The 17,496-nt window shown below is 40.9% G+C and carries 16 protein-coding genes; 6 read left to right on the top strand and 10 right to left on the bottom strand.

Translation table 11 applies throughout. The annotated features are described in order from the left end of the window. The first annotated feature begins 484 nt into the window (after positions 1 to 484). Both RMZ43_RS27650 and RMZ43_RS27645 read left to right on the top strand, forming a co-directional pair. Complete coding sequence (locus RMZ43_RS27650) at positions 485 to 682, top strand: hypothetical protein (RefSeq protein ID WP_322648808.1); 198 nt, start codon at positions 485 to 487, stop codon at positions 680 to 682. A gap of 82 nt (positions 683 to 764) precedes the next feature. Beyond that, the gene (locus RMZ43_RS27645; RefSeq protein ID WP_322648655.1) at positions 765 to 1,244 is read left to right on the top strand and encodes a Tic20 family protein; all 480 of its coding nucleotides are present in this window, start codon (positions 765 to 767) and stop codon (positions 1,242 to 1,244) included. Positions 1,245 to 1,247: 3 nt separating this feature from the next. Here the strand turns inward: RMZ43_RS27645 and RMZ43_RS27640 are convergent, their stop codons facing one another. Continuing rightward, a complete protein-coding gene (locus tag RMZ43_RS27640) occupies positions 1,248 to 2,021 on the bottom strand; it encodes a fumarylacetoacetate hydrolase family protein (protein ID WP_322654259.1) in 774 nt (257 codons plus the stop codon). 379 nt (positions 2,022 to 2,400) lie between these two features. Between RMZ43_RS27640 and rpsF the strand changes: the two genes are divergently transcribed. After that, positions 2,401 to 2,757 carry a 30S ribosomal protein S6 gene (rpsF, locus tag RMZ43_RS27635; protein ID WP_322654260.1) on the top strand — a complete coding sequence of 119 codons (357 nt, stop codon included), beginning with the start codon at positions 2,401 to 2,403 and terminating at the stop codon, positions 2,755 to 2,757. 217 nt (positions 2,758 to 2,974) lie between these two features. Further along, a complete protein-coding gene (locus tag RMZ43_RS27630; RefSeq protein WP_322648658.1) occupies positions 2,975 to 3,535 on the top strand; it encodes an Npun_F5560 family protein in 561 nt (186 codons plus the stop codon). Between the two features lie 594 nt (positions 3,536 to 4,129). Here RMZ43_RS27630 and RMZ43_RS27625 read toward each other — a convergent pair. Next, positions 4,130 to 4,483, bottom strand: coding sequence for an STAS domain-containing protein (locus RMZ43_RS27625; RefSeq protein WP_322654261.1), 354 nt, complete (start codon positions 4,481 to 4,483; stop codon positions 4,130 to 4,132). Positions 4,484 to 4,971: 488 nt separating this feature from the next. Between RMZ43_RS27625 and RMZ43_RS27620 the strand changes: the two genes are divergently transcribed. Then, positions 4,972 to 5,604, top strand: coding sequence for a DedA family protein (locus RMZ43_RS27620; protein WP_322648660.1), 633 nt, complete (start codon positions 4,972 to 4,974; stop codon positions 5,602 to 5,604). A gap of 173 nt (positions 5,605 to 5,777) precedes the next feature. On the opposite strand, the gene RMZ43_RS27615 is transcribed toward RMZ43_RS27620, so the two are convergent. The 5 genes from RMZ43_RS27615 to RMZ43_RS27595 all read right to left on the bottom strand — a co-directional run bounded on the left by RMZ43_RS27615 (position 5,778) and on the right by RMZ43_RS27595 (position 11,398). Next, positions 5,778 to 6,980, bottom strand: a complete 1,203-nt coding sequence (locus RMZ43_RS27615; protein WP_322654262.1) for an argininosuccinate synthase — start codon at positions 6,978 to 6,980, stop codon at positions 5,778 to 5,780. A gap of 381 nt (positions 6,981 to 7,361) precedes the next feature. After that, the gene (locus RMZ43_RS27610) at positions 7,362 to 7,865 is read right to left on the bottom strand and encodes a PEP-CTERM sorting domain-containing protein (RefSeq protein WP_322654263.1); all 504 of its coding nucleotides are present in this window, start codon (positions 7,863 to 7,865) and stop codon (positions 7,362 to 7,364) included. A 127-nt stretch (positions 7,866 to 7,992) separates the two neighbouring features. Further along, positions 7,993 to 9,954, bottom strand: a complete 1,962-nt coding sequence (locus tag RMZ43_RS27605) for an alkaline phosphatase (protein WP_322654264.1) — start codon at positions 9,952 to 9,954, stop codon at positions 7,993 to 7,995. Positions 9,955 to 9,993: 39 nt separating this feature from the next. Then, on the bottom strand, positions 9,994 to 10,230 hold the full coding sequence (locus tag RMZ43_RS27600; RefSeq protein ID WP_322654265.1) for a hypothetical protein: 237 nt from the start codon (positions 10,228 to 10,230) through the stop codon (positions 9,994 to 9,996). A gap of 175 nt (positions 10,231 to 10,405) precedes the next feature. Further along, a complete protein-coding gene (locus RMZ43_RS27595) occupies positions 10,406 to 11,398 on the bottom strand; it encodes a cation diffusion facilitator family transporter (protein ID WP_322654266.1) in 993 nt (330 codons plus the stop codon). A gap of 396 nt (positions 11,399 to 11,794) precedes the next feature. On the opposite strand from RMZ43_RS27595, the gene RMZ43_RS27590 reads away from it, so the two are divergent. Continuing rightward, positions 11,795 to 12,736 carry a glycosyltransferase family 2 protein gene (locus tag RMZ43_RS27590; RefSeq protein WP_428850931.1) on the top strand — a complete coding sequence of 314 codons (942 nt, stop codon included), beginning with the start codon at positions 11,795 to 11,797 and terminating at the stop codon, positions 12,734 to 12,736. A 537-nt stretch (positions 12,737 to 13,273) separates the two neighbouring features. Here the strand turns inward: RMZ43_RS27590 and RMZ43_RS27585 are convergent. The 3 genes from RMZ43_RS27585 to RMZ43_RS27575 form a co-directional block, all read right to left on the bottom strand. Next, positions 13,274 to 13,621 (bottom strand): hypothetical protein, encoded by a 348-nt coding sequence (locus RMZ43_RS27585; protein WP_322648667.1) that lies wholly within the window; start codon positions 13,619 to 13,621, stop codon positions 13,274 to 13,276. Between the two features lie 265 nt (positions 13,622 to 13,886). After that, entirely contained in the window at positions 13,887 to 16,391 is a 2,505-nt protein-coding gene (gene recG / locus RMZ43_RS27580; protein WP_322654267.1) for an ATP-dependent DNA helicase RecG, read from the bottom strand. A 67-nt stretch (positions 16,392 to 16,458) separates the two neighbouring features. Next, complete coding sequence (locus RMZ43_RS27575) at positions 16,459 to 17,298, bottom strand: hypothetical protein (protein ID WP_322654268.1); 840 nt, start codon at positions 17,296 to 17,298, stop codon at positions 16,459 to 16,461. Positions 17,299 to 17,496 lie beyond the last annotated feature (198 nt).

Raw genomic sequence — 17,496 nt, 5'->3', positions numbered from 1 at the left:
TACTTACTTGCCTTCTGGCACTTTAACTAGTCGCATCAAGGGAATTTCAATGGATTGCCATATTGTTTGTGCGTAAAGCTTTTGTTGTTTCCTCAATATTAATTTTGACACTCTCCAGTGCTAAGTTAACAGAGATGCAATAAAATCGTTGGCTGTATATTTTCAACTTAGTGCCAACTTTTTTTGTATGATTTTTTACCAAAATGTCCATTTACCATAGACGCAACATACAATAAAAGTAAGATTCACTTGACAATTTTTATTAAATTGTGATTCCCCACATTTTGCAACAAAGAGTTAGGATGTGGCTTTTAAGTGTCCTCTGCGATCGCCTACCGTGAGCGCAAAGGGCGATCGCAAATCACAACACTTAACCGCGCAGCACGCGCCTAACCTACAAAGCAGCGTTTCTTTGAACCTCTACAAAGCGCATCCTCACCTGAGTAGAATGTGGGTGACAATGAGGATTTACAGGAGGGATTCGATGCTAGTCATTTTAATGGACGAGCAAATCCTTGCCCCTGAGCAAGTTTGCCAGTCTTGTTTACTCGCTGACAGGAGCGGTCAACCCCGTTGGCGTGGGGGTCAACTGCGTTGTGGTCAAGCAATTGGCAAACTCACTCAACAGCAGCCAGACCAGTATGAGTGTGTCATGGGTTTTCGCATTGCCCATATAGAATAATATGAATTTGCCAGCAAGACGAAGCAACTGCGTTATCCTAAACTCAAGTAACTATTAAAATTTAACCATAGGAGAACGCATAATGTCTTGGCGCGGGTCTACAACAGTTTCAGATCGAATTTTTGCTTGCTTGCCTTATTTGCTGCCCCTAGTTGATGGTTTAGTCTTTGGCAGGTTTTTATTTAAACAGTTTCCAGCACTACAAGTTCTGCTTTTACCACTGCAACCAGTTTTAATAATTTACGGTAGTTTAGGACAAATTGGACAAATAATTGTGTTCTTTGCCTTGTTTCTATTAGTGGTGAGAAACGAAAAAATCAATCACTTCATTCGTTTCAACACAATGCAGGCGATTCTTTTGGACATAGTTATATTTTTGTGTTCTATACTGGTGCGAGTTTTAGCAGAGGTTCCTGGTACTAGCTTTGCAATAGAAACAGTAGCTAACACCATCTTTCTAGGCGTTGTAGCAGCAGTTGCATATTCTGCCGTCCAGTCTCTACTGGGACGTTATGCAGAAATTCCGGCGATTTCTGATGCAGTATATATGCAGGTGCGTTAGAAATTAACGGGGCGCTACGGTGTTTTCCAGGCGACCAATACCTTCAATTTCGACGCGGACGCGATCGCCTGGATGCAATGGACTTACACCCTCCGGCGTACCTGTAAGCACCAAATCACCAGGTAGTAGCGTCATAACCTGACTGATATAAGAAACTAGAACATCGGGAGAAAACACCATCTGATCGATACAGACAGATTGGACTGGATTGGCGTTGTCATTCACAAAAGTCTGCAATCTCGCTCCTGGATTTAATTCCCGCACGATCCAAGGCCCCAAGGGACAGAAAGTATCAAAACCTTTGGCTCGCGTCCATTGACCATCCCGTTTTTGTAAATCTCGCGCTGTTACGTCATTGGCGATGGTATAGCCCCAAATTTTCGTTTGGGCTACCTCTGGTGTACATTCAAAGGCGTAATCGCCAATTACTAATGCTAACTCTCCTTCGTAGTCAACTCTTTGTGACTGGCGAGGATACTTAATTTCTTTCTCAGATGGAATAATCGACGTGGGTGGCTTGAGAAAAATTAGTGGCTCAGAAGGGACTGGAGTTCCCATTTCTGCTGCATGATCTGCATAATTTTTACCCACTGCCACAATTTTTGAGGGAGCGCAGGGAGCCAAAATTTCGTAATTTTCTGGTGTCAAAGTTAAATCAGTGGGTTGTCCTTGTAACCAAGGCGGAGCATCTAGCACCTGCACATTCAGGGATACTTGTAGTAACCCATAGTAAACCTGTCCTTCTTGATTTTGAATTCGCACATAGCGTTGCGCCATAACCTTAATGAATATCCTTTTATCTGCTTTTTTGTTGCTGTGAGCGGGTAGCAATCATCAGTTAGCTTTTTGGCGAACCGATTGAGCTTTGAGCCTGAAAGCGATCGCTCGCTATAAGATATGTCCCAATACGTTGCGGTTAAGTGAGAGATTATTTTGGAATAAGCTAAAGAAATCTGGGGGTCGGGAAGCGACCTATTTTTCATTAAGGACATCCAAAAAATTTAAATTTCGGCGATTTGGCTAATGATTCAAATTTAAAACTGGTAAGATTATAGTTCCTTGTTGCTTCAGATGTTGATTAATACCGACATTTTGAATTAGAATAGGTATAAATTAGCACCAGCAGCCCTTTCTGTCCATAAGGAGACTGAAAAATATGACTACTAGTTACGAAACAATGTACATTCTCCGCCCTGACCTGGGAGACGAACAGGTAGAGCAAGCAGTGACTAAATATCAGAACTTGCTTCGCGACCAAGGCGCCGAGGATATCCAAATTCAAAATCGTGGTAAGCGTCGTCTTGCTTATGAAATCAAAAAACACCGCGATGGCATCTACATCCAGTTAAATTACACTGCACCTGCAACTGCGATCGCCCCCTTTGAACGCGCCATGCGTTTAAGTGAAGAAGTGATTCGCTATTTGACAGTCAAGCAGGAAGCCGAAGAGGAAAAACCTCCTAAAGAGGAAAAAGAAAGACCCACTAAAGTAGCTGCGCCTGCAACAGTGTAAAGGATAGGGAATAGGGAATAGGGGATAGGGATACGAGGAAGAAATAATTAATCCTCCATGCCCCATGCCCAATGCCCAATCCCATTCAATAAAATTTTGTTTTTTCTTTTTTCATGCTTGCTTGGGAATGCTACATTAACAAATACTTGCCAAAGGTAGTACTCCCGCAGTTATACCTAAGAGTGGACAAGATTCTGAATGGGAGCTGTAAGCTACTGTGAGCCAATCTGATACACCCAATATTCAAGTTCTCTCTACGGAAGTATCGCAACTACGCCAAGAGTTGCAACTTCGTGATTCCTTAGTACAACAACTATCTCAAGAACTCTTCCGGCTGGTAAAGGGTAACACTAGTTTTATGCCCCAGCAGCCGGATCTTGAGCGCGATACGACCCAATTACAGGCTTTGCAAGAACAACTCCAAGCTGTAGAGCAGCAGGTGGCGTTCTACCAAGAGCAAATTACAACTCGTGACTCCGAAATTTACCAATTGCGACAGTCAGTTCAAGAACTCACCGATCGCACTCGGATGTTGGAGCAGGTAGTGCAAGAGTTACCTCAAATTTATCGGCGGAAGTTTGAAGAACGAATGACGCCAGTGAGAGAAAAGGTAGCAATGCTACAACGGGAAAACCGCCAACTACAAGCAGAATTGCAAAGTGTGAGTTACCGTTTAGCACTCAAAACTCGCAATGCTAGTCACAGTGGCATTGATTTGCCAAATTTTCCCCGTCCAGTATCCGAAGAAACCAACATTTCAACTCCCCAAAACGCCTAAATTTATCATCATACTGGAAGCGAACAGGTAAAAAATTGCCAGGAAAAACTATCTTGGATATATCCAATTAGTACACCAAGGCATTAACAATTCAAAATTCAAAATTAAAGACATTTCAGACGGAGATTTAAACCCTGACTGAAGCGGATGCTATATGTAAATGTAGGGTTCTTAAACCCTTTGATTTACAATAAATAAGAACTATGGAGTTATAAATAACACAAAAGCTGATAAGATAACCTTTCTTAACTTAACGGGAAAGTTAGTCGCTTATGGGGGAAACCACTTCTCTACAAGACGCTTCGCGTTTGCGAAAGCCTCTCGCAGAGAAGGCCCTATGCTCTCTTTTTAAGAGATGACCACGTTAACTCACTACAAACTTGCCTATCCATCAATTTAATAGATGGCTTCCAACAAGCAGGTTTATTCATCTGCTTATTAATATTACCTACGTCAAAGCCATGAGTTTCGCTCAACATTCTTCTCTAGAAAAAAAGAAAATTAGTCTGCTAGCACCAGACTGTTCTCTTTAAGAATATAAAAAAATGCAAATATTGCTTGACTCCATCATCCATCTATAGGTAGATTTATTACTTAGGCTGCTAGCACCAGACTTTTATCTTTAACGGTGGTAAAAATGTCTTCGTAAGTGGGAAAAATTTCAAACACTGAATCTAGTTGGGTAAGTTCCAAAATTAACCGTACAGGAGCTTGCACGTTGCACAGAACCAAGCGACAACCACTCTGACGTGCAGCTTTCAACCCTTTTACTAAAGGCACTAATCCAGAACTGTCCATGAAATTAACTTCTGCTAAGTCGATAACCCAGAGTTGATGAGCTTGGGGTACTACTCTAGCCATTTGTTCACTCAAAGTCTTACCGCCTTCCAAATCTATGCTTGCTTGGGGTTTAAACAAAATAACTTGAAGTTCTTGTGTGAGAATCATGAATTTAACAGGGTAGTTGGAACACTTGAAAAAAATTGAAAAAAGACATTAATACCTTTTCTCTTTCACCAGCAAAATTACTGTTTTACCGTGGTATTTGGGCAAATAACAGTCGTGCAGTTGAGAAAGATTATTTCAGTATTCATGCCGTATAATTTGTGATAACTTTTATCAATATAGGCATAAACGCCTAACAATTTCGGTATCAACCGTATCTTTTACAAGATTTTTATCATTTCACTGGATATTTATAAATTTTTTATAAATATTTTAATTTGTTTGTAATAAATTATGAAATTGTGGTATCACCCTCTAAAAAATGCATAGTTAATAGCAAAAAATTAATAGTTGCTATAGATTTTAAGTTATGGATTATTCAGAATTAAACTAATGGCTCAATGGGTCTATCTGGGGTTTTAATTGACACCCCGCGCATAAACAAGCAAAGATATAATAAAAGTAAAAATTTGTAAAGACGGTGGTGCGGGATGTCTTTAGAGCTGATTTCACTAGAAAATATCCAAGGAGTCGCCCACACTTACGGGTATTGGGCAGTTTTTTTGGGAATTTTGCTAGAAAATTTAGGCATTCCCCTTCCTGGCGAAACCGTGACTTTAGTAGGCGGGTTTCTAGCTGGCAGCGATGAACTAAATTTCTGGCTGGTTCTCGGTAATGCAATTATGGGTGCTGTAATTGGCGGCACTTGTGGCTACTGGATTGGTAGAGCTAGCGGTTGGCCTTTTCTGGTAAAAGTTGCTAGCATACTTCGGATTTCTGAAGTGCGGCTGCTAACCATTAAAGAGCAATTTAGTCAAAATTCTGCTAAAGCAGTATTTTTTGGACGTTTTTTGGCATTGTTACGAGTTTTTGCTGCACCACTAGCTGGGATAGCTGAAATGCCCTTTGGGAAATTCTTTTTATACAACTTTTTAGGAGCAGTTGCTTGGGCTAGTTTGATGGTGACATTAGCTTTTTTTGCTGGCAGAATTGTTTCCTTAGAGCAATTGGTTGCTTGGGTAGGTCAATTTGCGATCGCAGCCTTACTGATTCTCGCTGCCTTAATTATTGTGCCTCTGTGGTTAGAGGCTCGCCAAGTTAAAGAAGCGAGTAGTGAAAAGTGAGAGTTAGGAGTTAGGAATTAGGAGTAAAGTAAAAAGTTATTTTTTTAATTTTTACTTTTGGATTTTGATTTTTTAACAGACGCAATTAATCGCGCCCCTACTCCTAATTTCTGTACAGACGCGATTAATCGCTCCTAATTCCTGTAGAGACGCGATTAATCGCGTCTCTACTTTTAACCTTTAATTTTCTGTGACCAAATGCGAGTAGGTAGCCCCCAAACGTAGATAAAGCCTTCAGCAGCTTTATGATCAAATTGGTCTTCGGCTCCGTAGGTTGCTAAATCGGGAGTATAGAGAGAATTATCACTCGAACGCCCAACTATCGTAGAGTTGCCTTTAAACAGCTTCACTCGAACAGTTCCAGAGACTTGCTCTTGTGTCTTTTTAATAAAGGCATCTAGGGCAACTTTGAGTGGACTGTACCACAAACCGTTGTAAACAATTTGGCTGTAAGTTTCTTCAATCCCACGCTTGTAATGGGTGACATCTGCCGTCAAAGTTAAGCTTTCTAAATCTCTATGCGCCTGAATTAGCACTAACATTGCGGGTGATTCGTAGATTTCCCGCGATTTAATCCCTACCAGACGGTTTTCGATCATGTCGATCCGTCCGATACCGTGATTTCCTACCGCCTGATTGAGTTCTTCAATTAGTTCAACTGGCTTTTTGGCTATAGCGTTGAGGGTTGTCGGAATACCACTGTGGAAGCCAATTTCGATGTACTCTGGCTCGTTGGGAGTATCCACGATCGCTTTGGTCATTTCATAAATTTCTTCTGGTGGCTCAAATGACGGATCTTCGAGTAAACCAGCTTCAATACTACGACCGAGCAAATTTTTATCAATGCTGTAGGGAGAGGATTTTTTGACTGGTGAGGGGATACCAAACTTTTCACCATAAGCGATGGTTTCCTCACGGCTCATGCCCCATTCTCTGGCTGGTGCGAGGATTTTTAGGTTGGGGTTTAAGGCAGTAACTGAGACATCAAAGCGAACCTGATCGTTACCTTTGCCAGTGCAACCGTGAGCGATCGCATCAGCACCATATTTTTCAGCCGTTTCTACTAATACCTTGGCAATCAGTGGACGAGCAAGGGCAGTTCCGAGAGGATAACGGCTTTCATAAAGGGCGTTGGCTTGAATCGCTCCAAAGGCGTAATCTTTAACGAAGCTGTCTTTGACATCCGCCACGAGGGATTCACTTGCACCCGATTTCAGAGCTTTTTCTCGAACTGGCTCTAATTCATCTCCCTGACCTAAATCTGCTGCTAAGGTAATCACCTCTTCTACACCCCACTCCTGTTTGAGGTAAGGGATACAAACGGAGGTATCTACTCCACCAGAATATGCCAGGACAACCTTTTTGGCGCGACCCATTAATTTCTCCAGTTAGGAAAACAAACAATGAGTCATTATTATATCTAAACAATCGATGTATATTTTATTCATGCAAGAACTGATAGGTTAATTAACTGCAAACCCAGACATTACCGTTAACTCTATCTGATGCTAATAAAACGATGTAGCAATTCTAAATTATTGTGTAAATAACAAAATTCCCTAACTTTTTAGAAAAATTGGGAATCTGAGCTTTGAGATTTTATAATTTTAGGACTTACACAAAAATTGCTAAAAAGCTTAATTTCTCGAACCGCCAAGACGCCAAGAGCGCCGAGAATTCGTAGAGTGTGCGTAAGTCCTAAATTTTAAAAATTTCCGGGGTAGATAATCCTACCCCATTATTCTTGATAATTTGATTTAAGCTTTTGTGCTTGATGTTTTAGAAGATGCTATCTTTTTACTCAAGAACAAACTCAACCCAAATACAGACAATCCAAGCATTAAACTTGGCTCTGGAACACTGGTATAAGTGACGGTCTGAACACCCGTGCTAGTTGAATCGTTCAGATTGATAAAATTTTCGCGGTAGACATTAAAAGCGCTAGGTGTAAAATACAACCCTACTCCCGCTTTATTAAAAATTTTTCCCGTTTTGTCGGTAAAAACTGACGCTAAAGGATCATCCGCTTCAGTGTATGACTGACCACCATAGCTAGCAGAAATCTTTAAACCTTCTGCGATCGTTACTTCTTGATCGCCTGCTGCTGCTTGGTCGAATGAAAAAGTGCCTGTGAGAGTTTTATCATCGTTAAAAAAATTATAAGTTACGGCTGCTTGAGCAGGGATAGTTTCCCCTAACGAAAAAATCAAAGCAGTTCCTACTGTTGCAGCTGCTAACTTCTTGAAGATAGAATCAGTCATTTTTTCCCTTGATAAAAGAACAGGTGCAATAATACCGCAATAGTTTTTTGAGACAGAGACGTGGTAATACACGTCTCTGCAAAAGAAAGCTTTTCAGTTAATATCTTACTGAAGCAGCGTATTCAATTTACGGACTTACGATCGCAGTTTTCATGGCTTGGAAGATATGACTTTGGTCAACCACGCCCCGAACACCAGGCACATTGTAAGTACCAGAGCTATCTGTAATCTGGAAGCCTTGTCCTAGCGATCGCGTCAGAGTTGATGCGTAAGCACCCTGGTAGTAAACAGGTACAACGCGACGGCTATGGCTACCCCAGAGATATTTGTAATTTGGATCAGACCCCCAGAAGTGACCAGCATCAGTAGGATTATGCTTAACGAAGGTGATGTCCTTGGCGTTATACTTCAAGCCTTTAGCCTGATTTGGGTTAGGATTGGGAGTCAATTTAGAAGCAAAGTCATTATTCAGAGTCAGGTAATGGTCATGGTCAGCAGTAACCAATAGCAAGTTCTTGCTCCAACCACCATGATTCTCTACCCAACTAATAACTTGCTGGACTGCTTTATCAAAATCATTCATGGTTCCGATGAGGTTATCCATGTTGTTGTCATGAGCAGCCCAGTCGATATCGCCTCCCTCAACCATCAACCAGAAGCCATCTTTGTCTTTACCTAAAACGGTTAAAGCTGCTTTGGTCAAATCAGCTAAAGTTGGATTTTCATTAATTTCTCTAGCGATAAAGCTGGCATCAGTTTCACCAGGAGCCAGAGGACGAACAGTATCGGGTGCAGGAGCATTAGGAGCGATGGGATTACCAGCTGCATCAATAACAGGAACACAATCCCCAGCAGTACCAGTTATTATCTGACCTGATGGACAGGTATCCGGCGTTCCAGGCTTGACAACAGAGGTATACAGAGAGAAGTTGTCCAAACCTGTCAAACTATAGTCTCCCTTAGAGGAACTAACAGGAATGTTGCCATTTTGTCCACGCGCACCATACAGACCAAATAATCTGCCTCCCTTGTTGGGGTCGATTTTAGCAGCCGTGTTTAGCAGTGTCTTAGCTGCATTAGGGCCACGTTCCAAAAAGGTATAGCCGTAACGATTGGACGTAGGATTATTCTTCAGATGCTGGTAGGTGTCTTCGGTAATGTACGTGTACTTAAAGACGCCTTCTGCTGTACTTGTACTTTCTTTATTTTCAAAATCTTTGGGATGACCGCCACCCAACAAAATATTGGGTTTAAAGTTTAGCAATGTCTGTTGCAAAATGCTGTCTTGGTTGGTTTTGCTGGGGTCGTAAACACTATCGTACTTACTACGACGATTTACGAAAGAAGCCGCAGCACCAGGCGTTGCATGACTAACAGGTACGGAAGTTACCAAGCCTGTAGACTTACCTTTTTCTTTGGCAATTTCTAGGATGGTTTTCAACTTCTTCTCGTAAATGTCAACCCCCATCGCGTTGTTGAAGCTCTTTACTCCCGTATACAGAGTTGTAGCTGTGTTAGCAGAGTCGGGATAACTGTACTTGATGTAATCTTTGTCATAACTACCAGAATTAGCAGGGGTCAAAGGAACCCAAGGAACAGGGCCGCCCTTGCTGATGTCATAACCCGCCAGATTACCATCCTCTAGGCTATTGCCATCAGATCGATTGCCAGGGTTAAAAGGAGTAGGCTTGAATGAGAAGTTGGAGCGAAGAGGACTTGCAGCAGTGACTGTATTAGACCCATCCAGAGCAGAGTTACTTGTTAGATGGGGCTGGTCTGTTGGATTGGCTGGTGTATTTCCCTGAATAGTTGTGCCGTAAGTAGTCACCAATCCATATCCACTGAGCTTTTGGAAGCTCAGACCTGAGCCTTTACCACTGGTGTAAAAAGGAGCGCCTTTGGCAACGGCTGCGGCCCGTGCCATATTCCAACCCATACCATCGCCAATCATGATAATGACGTTAACTCCATTACCAGCCGCCATAGTGGGCTGAAAAACAGAATTACCAACTACCAATAGAACGGTACAAAGCAAGCCAACCATCGTAAGGGCTAGAAATCGCTTGTACTTTTGCAAAAATGAAATCATTGCAGTGTGCCTTAAAGTTAATTGAGTAAGTTTTAGCTGTTAATACTGATAAAAATTTGGTTCTAGATGAGTAGCACCAAAGTCTAAGTCTGTAGCAGTCACATTTGGCTGAGTATAGGCTGTGGCTTGACTTTGCTCAAAGGCGGTTGCTGGTTGTTGATTTGATGTTCCCAAGAACAACAAAGCTGCCATAACCAGACCGGATATAAACCAAGCTAAGGCGCGTTTATACTGTTTCAGTAATGAAATCATTTTGGATTTTTGAATGAGAGCCATGATTGGGAAACCTCTTAATGAATAACCGAGTTACAATCAGTGATTGTTATGCTTTGACAGTTAGAAAAATGCCAATAAGCATTATGTTTAAACAATCTTTAAAAACTAAATATAGGTAGAGTAAATTAGCACAATTTATTTGAAATTTATAGTAGCAATTAGAACAACTATGAATTTAGCTATGATTTTGGTTTAAATTAGTTTTACTTGCAGATAACATGAAAACTAAATCTTGGTTAAATAAAGGATGAATTGGTAACGCTGAAGGTTTTTGAGAGCTAGCTAGCTGTAAAGTTATCTCAGCAATATTAAAAGTTTTTCGGATGTGAGTTTCCAACTTAGTAAGTAAGCGATCGCGTTCCTGAATAGTTGCACATTCAACTGTCAGATTGGCGCAAAGTATTACTTTATCTAAGCTAATTGCCCAAATATGGAGTTTTTCTACTTCAACAACACCAGGAAAAGATTTGAGAGATATTTCCACATCAACAGGATCTATTGATTCCGGTGCATACTCCAAAAAAATCTTTAAACTTTCTTGCACTAAAGGTAAAGCACTCAAACCCGTAAAGATTGCAACGACTATACTAATAGCAACATCTGCCCACCACCAATCCCAAAGATGAACTACTAAAGCAGCTATAATTACGCCAACAGAACTAACAGTATCGGCAATGACATGAAGTAAAGCTCCCCGTAAGTTTAAGTCGTCGTGACTGTGAGGATGAAGCAAATTAATATTGAGTAAATTGACAATTAAACCTAATACTGCGATTGCTAACATTGGTAAGCCTAAAATTGCTGCTGGATGTTGCCAGCGTTGAATAGCTTCCAATATGATAAAAGTAGCGATCGCAAGTAAACCTAATCCATTCAAAAATGCTGCTAAAACTTCGATTCGCTGATGTCCAAATGTTGCTTTTTCCTTAGCTGGTTGCTGTGCTAAAAAACTAGCAAATAGCGATATTGCTAAGGCTGTAATATCCGATAGAATATGTCCTGCATCTGCTTGTAAGGATAAACTTTGACTCCATAAACCTACACTCCACTCAGCAACAAAAAAAATAGTAAGTAAACCTACTGTTATCCACAAAATTTTTGCTTTTTGGTAATTGTTAATTACTTTTACAGAATCATCCGCACATCCACACCATTGAAGTGAAACCATTACTTAAAAAACCTTTTTACAGTTTAAGTTACCTAAATACATGAATTTTTATAAGCTTGTCCTAAAATATAATCAATAAAAATTAACAACAGGTTATATCCTGATTAATTAGAATTTATAAACTGTTATTATTTACTGAAAAATAATCTGGAAAAAAATAATATCAATTAAGCATAAATACCTTTATATCTGTTAAATAATCTTTAACATACATAGAGAAAGGGATAATTTTAGGTTTAAAATGTGGTAAATTTATATACCTAATTTTAGGTATTCAGCAAATATTGCATCATGGGCAGATTTACTATATTCCGTAACCAGAATTATGTAAGGAACAGTGACAGCGTCGCATCTGTCCTATCCTGGAGATAGATAAATTGTGTTGTGGGTGAGACTGTGTTTTTCAGCGTTGTGATACCGACTTATAATCGCCAACCGATTTTAGAAAAGTGCCTCCGCGCCTTGGAGGTACAGGAGTTGAGCCAGTTAAGTTCGGTTACTGATTACGAGATTGTCTTAGTGGATGATGGTTCTACTGATGGCACATTGGAGTGGTTAACAGCACACGAAGAGGAGTTTCCCCATGTGCGCTGGTTTGAGCAAGATCATGCTGGCCCGGCTGCGGCGAGGAATCTGGGTGTAGAACAGGCACTGGGAGATACAATTATCTTTATTGATAGCGATTTAGTGGTGTTGGAAAATTTCTTGCAAGCTCATGCAAAGGCGCTAGTGCAGGGAAAGGAGAAATTAGGGAGCGATCGCTTTTTCACTTACGGTGCAGTTATTAATACTTGTAATTTCAATAACCCAACTGCTGAACCCTACAAAGTCACAGATTTTTCAGCAGCTTTTTTTGCTACGGGAAATGTAGCAATTTCTAAATATTGGCTAGAGAAAGCCGGACTTTTTGACACTAGCTTTCAACTCTATGGCTGGGAAGATTTAGAATTAGGTGTACGGCTGAAAAAACTAGGTTTGACACTAATTAAATGTCCCGAAGCCGTAGGATATCACTGGCATCCAGCATTTAAATTAGAACAAATTCCTCGATTGATTGACCAAGAAATTCAACGCGGACGTATGGGAGTTTTGTTTTATCAAAAGCATCCCACATGGGAAGTGCGAATGATGATTCAAATGACTTGGTTGCATCGCTTACTTTGGGGAATTTTGTCACTCAATGGCGCAGTTAATGAACGCACAATGGCTCCATTATTGCAATGGCTAATTAATTTAGGTAAACCGCAATTAGCTTTAGAAATTGCCCGAATTTTTCTCAACTGGTACAACGTGAAAGGTGTTTATCAAGCTTATGCCGAAATGCAACAAGTATCGTGATTGAATAGTGAGGAGTGCAGAGCTAGGTCTAATACCATTTCCAAAAAACTTTGCAACAGATGAATCGGTTGTAAGGGCGCTACATGGTTTGTCGTATATTTTTATATAAGTTATTAACAGTAATATTAGGTACAGTCTAATAGCTCACTCAAAAGCGATCGCACAATTTAGGGAAACTATTTCTTGGGACAGGGAGCTATTGGTCTACTTTTGGACTGTACAGCCCTTATTAGAGATAAAAATCTGAAATTATAAATAGTGCCTACTAAATACTTGTAGTGATTTGACAAAGTACTAATAAGTTTATAGAGATTTTTATGAATATTTTGAAGAATATTATTGCTGTCCTAGCCGCTATAACTCTCTTACTGGGCGATTTTACACCCTGATTTTATTCCTGTAGCTGTAAGCGTATCGCCTATGGGTGTACGTTATTTGCTGCAAACATCTAAGGATAAAGAGGATACTAAATAACTTAAGTTTGACCGTAGGTACTCTTACACGCTACCTGCGGTCGTTAACTCTTACCATCGCATCTCAAGAATTATTTCTGATCAACTGCAACAATATTGACTCAAGACTTTGTAATGCAGCGTTTGTGGTGCGCTGATGTTCTTCAAAATTACGTTGATGTTGTTCATGGCTATCACGTAATTCAAGTAACACATCATCCAAAATCGCACTAAGACCCAAAACACGGTCAACGTTACTGGTTAGCTCTCTCATTTCTTGGCTTAGTTCATCCAGTTGTGCCTGTGTGTTAGCTTGTCTAATGGTTAAATTATCTAATTGTTCTTGTGTACTAGTTTGTCTTTGTGCCAACCCCAAGATTATTTGTTCAATACGATCTATCCGGTTAGGGAAATATTCGGGTGTATCAGTCATTTTTCTTGTGTTGAACTTCTACAATTTTACTTTCTCCTTTGATTCAATATCCTCAAACACCGATAAATATTGTTTTTAGGGCGGCGTGATAGTTAAATTATTTTATCGCTAGCACTACAAACCTGATACGAATAACGCGATTTTCTACTGAGATAACCTCACTAAATCACAATTCCCCAAAGCGATCGCTACAGGGAATCAAAGAGTTATGCGGGTTAGAGGATGGTTAAGGCGGGTTAGTCCTCTACTTCAGAATTATTATATATTATGTCAAAATTGCCCCACCCATCAATCGCTCATACCGATACTTCAACTCTTCTTTCATCAAATACCAACGCTCTAAAGTAACATCCATCTCTATTATTTTCTCTGCTGCTTGTCGCGCTAAAAGTAAAACTTCTTCATCTTCAACCAAACTTGCCAATGTAAAATCTGGCACTCCTGATTGACGAGTTCCCAGTACTTGCCCAGGCCCACGAAAACGCATATCCATTTCAGAGATGAAAAAGCCATCCTGAGATTGTTCCAACACCTTTAACCGTTGTTGAGCATCAGGGCTTCTGGAACTGCTCATCAACAAACAGTAAGACTGAGCTGCACCACGACCAACACGCCCCCGCAATTGGTGAAGTTGCGATAAGCCAAATCGCTCCGCATTTTCAATGAGCATTACTGTGGCATTAGGTACGTCTACACCAACTTCAACAACGGTAGTAGAAACCAAAATTTGTGTTTGGTTATCACGAAATTTGGTAATTGCTTCATCCTTATCGGCTGAACTCATGCGACCGTGTAGCAGCCCTACTTGAAAGTCAGGAAAAACGCTTTCTTGTAACTTTTGATGCTCATCTACAGCCGATCGCAGATCCAGTTTTTCTGATTCTTCTACCAAGGGCAAAACCACATAAACTTGTCTACCTTGGGCAATTTCTCGGCGCATGAGGTCGTAAGCATGGTTGCGTTGCTGACCCGATAGCACTGTTGTCTGAATCTTTTGTCGTCCTGGCGGTAACTCATCAATTTGGCTCACATCCAAATCCCCGTGTATCGTCAGTGCCAACGTTCGAGGAATCGGCGTAGCTGTCATAGTTAACACATGGGGTTGCTTACCTTTTTGCTGCAAACGCGCCCGTTGTTCTACCCCAAAGCGATGTTGCTCATCAATCACCACTAACCCTAGTTGATGGAAGTTTACGGGGTCTTGAATCAAGGCATGGGTTCCCACTAACAGAGGTAATTCACCAGTTCCTAACTGAGAATGTATTAGTCTTCGTTTAGCAGTTTTAGTAGAACCTGTCAATAATTCTACTGGTAAATGCAAGAGGTTAAACCAGCTAACTAACTTGCGATAATGTTGTTCTGCTAAAACTTCTGTGGGAGCCATCAGCGCCGCTTGATACCCAGATTGAATTGCTGCAAGGATGGCTAATACGGCGACAACCGTTTTACCGGAACCGACATCACCTTGCACCAAACGATTCATTGGCACAGGTTTTTGTAAATCGTTGAGAATGTCGTTGAGGACTCGTTGCTGTGCGCCAGTGAGTTGAAAAGGCAATATTTCGTGGAACTTCTCTACAAGTTGACCGCGTGGGACAAGGATGGCGCTAGTTTGAATCGCCCTTGCTTGCTGTTGACGTTGTAGTAAGCCGAGTTGTAGATAGAAAAATTCATCAAAAACTAGGCGGCGACGGGCAACTTGCAGAGCGGCGCTATCACTAGGAAAATGAATGTTAGCGATCGCATCTTTCAATTCCATCAAACCATACTTTTGTCGCAAACCACTTGGCAAAGGGTCTTTCAGGTTAGCCGCAGCAGGTAAAGCAGCTATTACCGCCTGTCGCACTGTATTCGCTACCACTCCTTCAGTCAGTCCATAAATTGGTACTACTCGCCCAATATTCAACGACTCAATCGAATCTCCTGGATTTGCCAAAACCTCTAGTTCTGGATTATCCAGTGTTAAACCGTATTTACTTTCTTTTACCAACCCACACGCCGCCAAAATGCTACCTACTGGATAACGGCGTTTTAAACTTTCTTGCCAAGCGCGACTGCTAAAACGTGTACCTGCGTAAAAACGACCAATTTTGATTTGACCACTATTATCTTTTACTACCAGTTCTAAAATTGATAATTTCTGATTTTTAGGGCTAGTAAAGCAGTTGCAACGCTTTACTGTAGCCACTATTGTCACCGTCTCACCCGCTTGTAACTCGCGGATATTCACCTGACGCGCATAATCAATATGGTCACGAGGATAGTAGAAAAGCAAGTCGCGGACGGTGTGTAAACCAAGCCGTGCTAAATTATCAGCTTTTTTGAAGCCTATTTCTGGTAAATCGCTGAGTTTTTGCTCAATGTTCGGTGCAAGCCTCCGACTCACCTCAGAAACGATTTTGGATTTTGGGTCGCGCCTTTGGTGCGCTGGAAGCGCAACTTGGATTTTGAATTTATTAATTCTTTCCTGCTCCCCTGATTCCTTGCTCCCCTGCTCTTCTTTCTGTAATTGAGAGAGATACCTACGAGTCTCTGCTACTAAATGTTGTCTTTCTTCCAGTGCTAGATGTGGATAACTAGCAAATTGCACCGCTAGTCCTTGCCAACGGCGGCGTTCAGTTTGGGGCAAGCCTGTTGGGAATTTGCCCAAAGTCAAGCTAAGAAATTCACTGAAGCGGTATTCTCTGCCCATCAAGTCTGTAAAGCCGCGTTCAGCTTCTATTGCTAAGGCTTTGTGCAATCGTATCCAATCTGGTTTTTCATTAGTCATTGGTGATTAGTCATTAGTCATTAGTCATTAGTCATTAGTCATTTGACTCTGGACAAAAGACAAATGACTAATCCTCAAACCAACTAGCACGCCATGCAGCTTCAGCTTCAGCGATCGCTCTTTCTCGATGTTTCTTTTGATACTCTCGTCCTAACTTGTTTAGCTGAACTAAAATACTGCGGATTTGTCTGCGCTCAGATGAGAGTGCCACATCAGCAAATTCAATTTCTCCTACTCGCAGGTTAATAGCCATAACTTGCGTCAGTCCAGAATCTTCTGACTGCTGCTCATTTTCAATTTCAATTACTAAGTTTAATAAGTTGGGTGGCCCTGGCATTACCTCGGCAGATGCTTCTGATGCAGCCGCAGCAGCTGCTGCTAAAATCGGTTCTGGTAATTTTTTAGGTAATACCCCAGATTTTTGTATTAAAACATTAGCATCATGCGAAAGTTTTTTCAGTATCTCTTGCGTAACCTCTTCTAAGTTCTGTTGCCATTTTACTAGTTCTATAGGATTAGAAGTGTCGGCAGTGAAAGACTGAGAATTAGATGTATCCAGAATTCCAGAAGATAAAAAGGATGTTACTTTCTCATCTCCCTCATCCCCATCATCTTCCCCAACTTCCTGACTTTGAATACAAGCAAGCAATTTATCCCCTGCCACTTGCCCCAAGTTGCGGATAGCTTGTTGCAATTGCTGACGCTGATTCAATGATAAATTCAGAAAGTTTTCAGGATACCCCTGAGTACAAAGGTGGTAACTTGCCAGAATCAACTGTTTTCGTACAGCTAGCGCCAAGGTGTTTAAATAACTAGCATAAGCGTTTTGTAATTCTACTGCGATCGCTCGAATCGCTTCTTTTATTCCTGCAATATCCCGTTCAATTCGCTCGATTGCTCTTGCCATATCTTTTTGTTCTTGCCCATGTGAACTATTACATAGTACAAATGTACAAATTTATTTTAGGATAACTTTCCAGAGGATTTTATATTTTAAATTAAATGCGATATTTCGCGTCTCTACTAATAAAATACAGGTCAGGCTATTTGCTTGACCTGTTTAATAAAGAGTCATTTGTCCTTTGTCTTTGCTAAAGACTAATGA

Source organism: Nostoc sp. CmiVER01 (assembly GCF_034531135.2).
In the GTDB taxonomy this organism is placed as follows: Bacteria; Cyanobacteriota; Cyanobacteriia; order Cyanobacteriales; family Nostocaceae; genus Nostoc.
The sequence above is the reverse complement of the archived record's forward strand: the minus strand, read 5'-3'. Positions and strand labels throughout refer to the sequence as shown.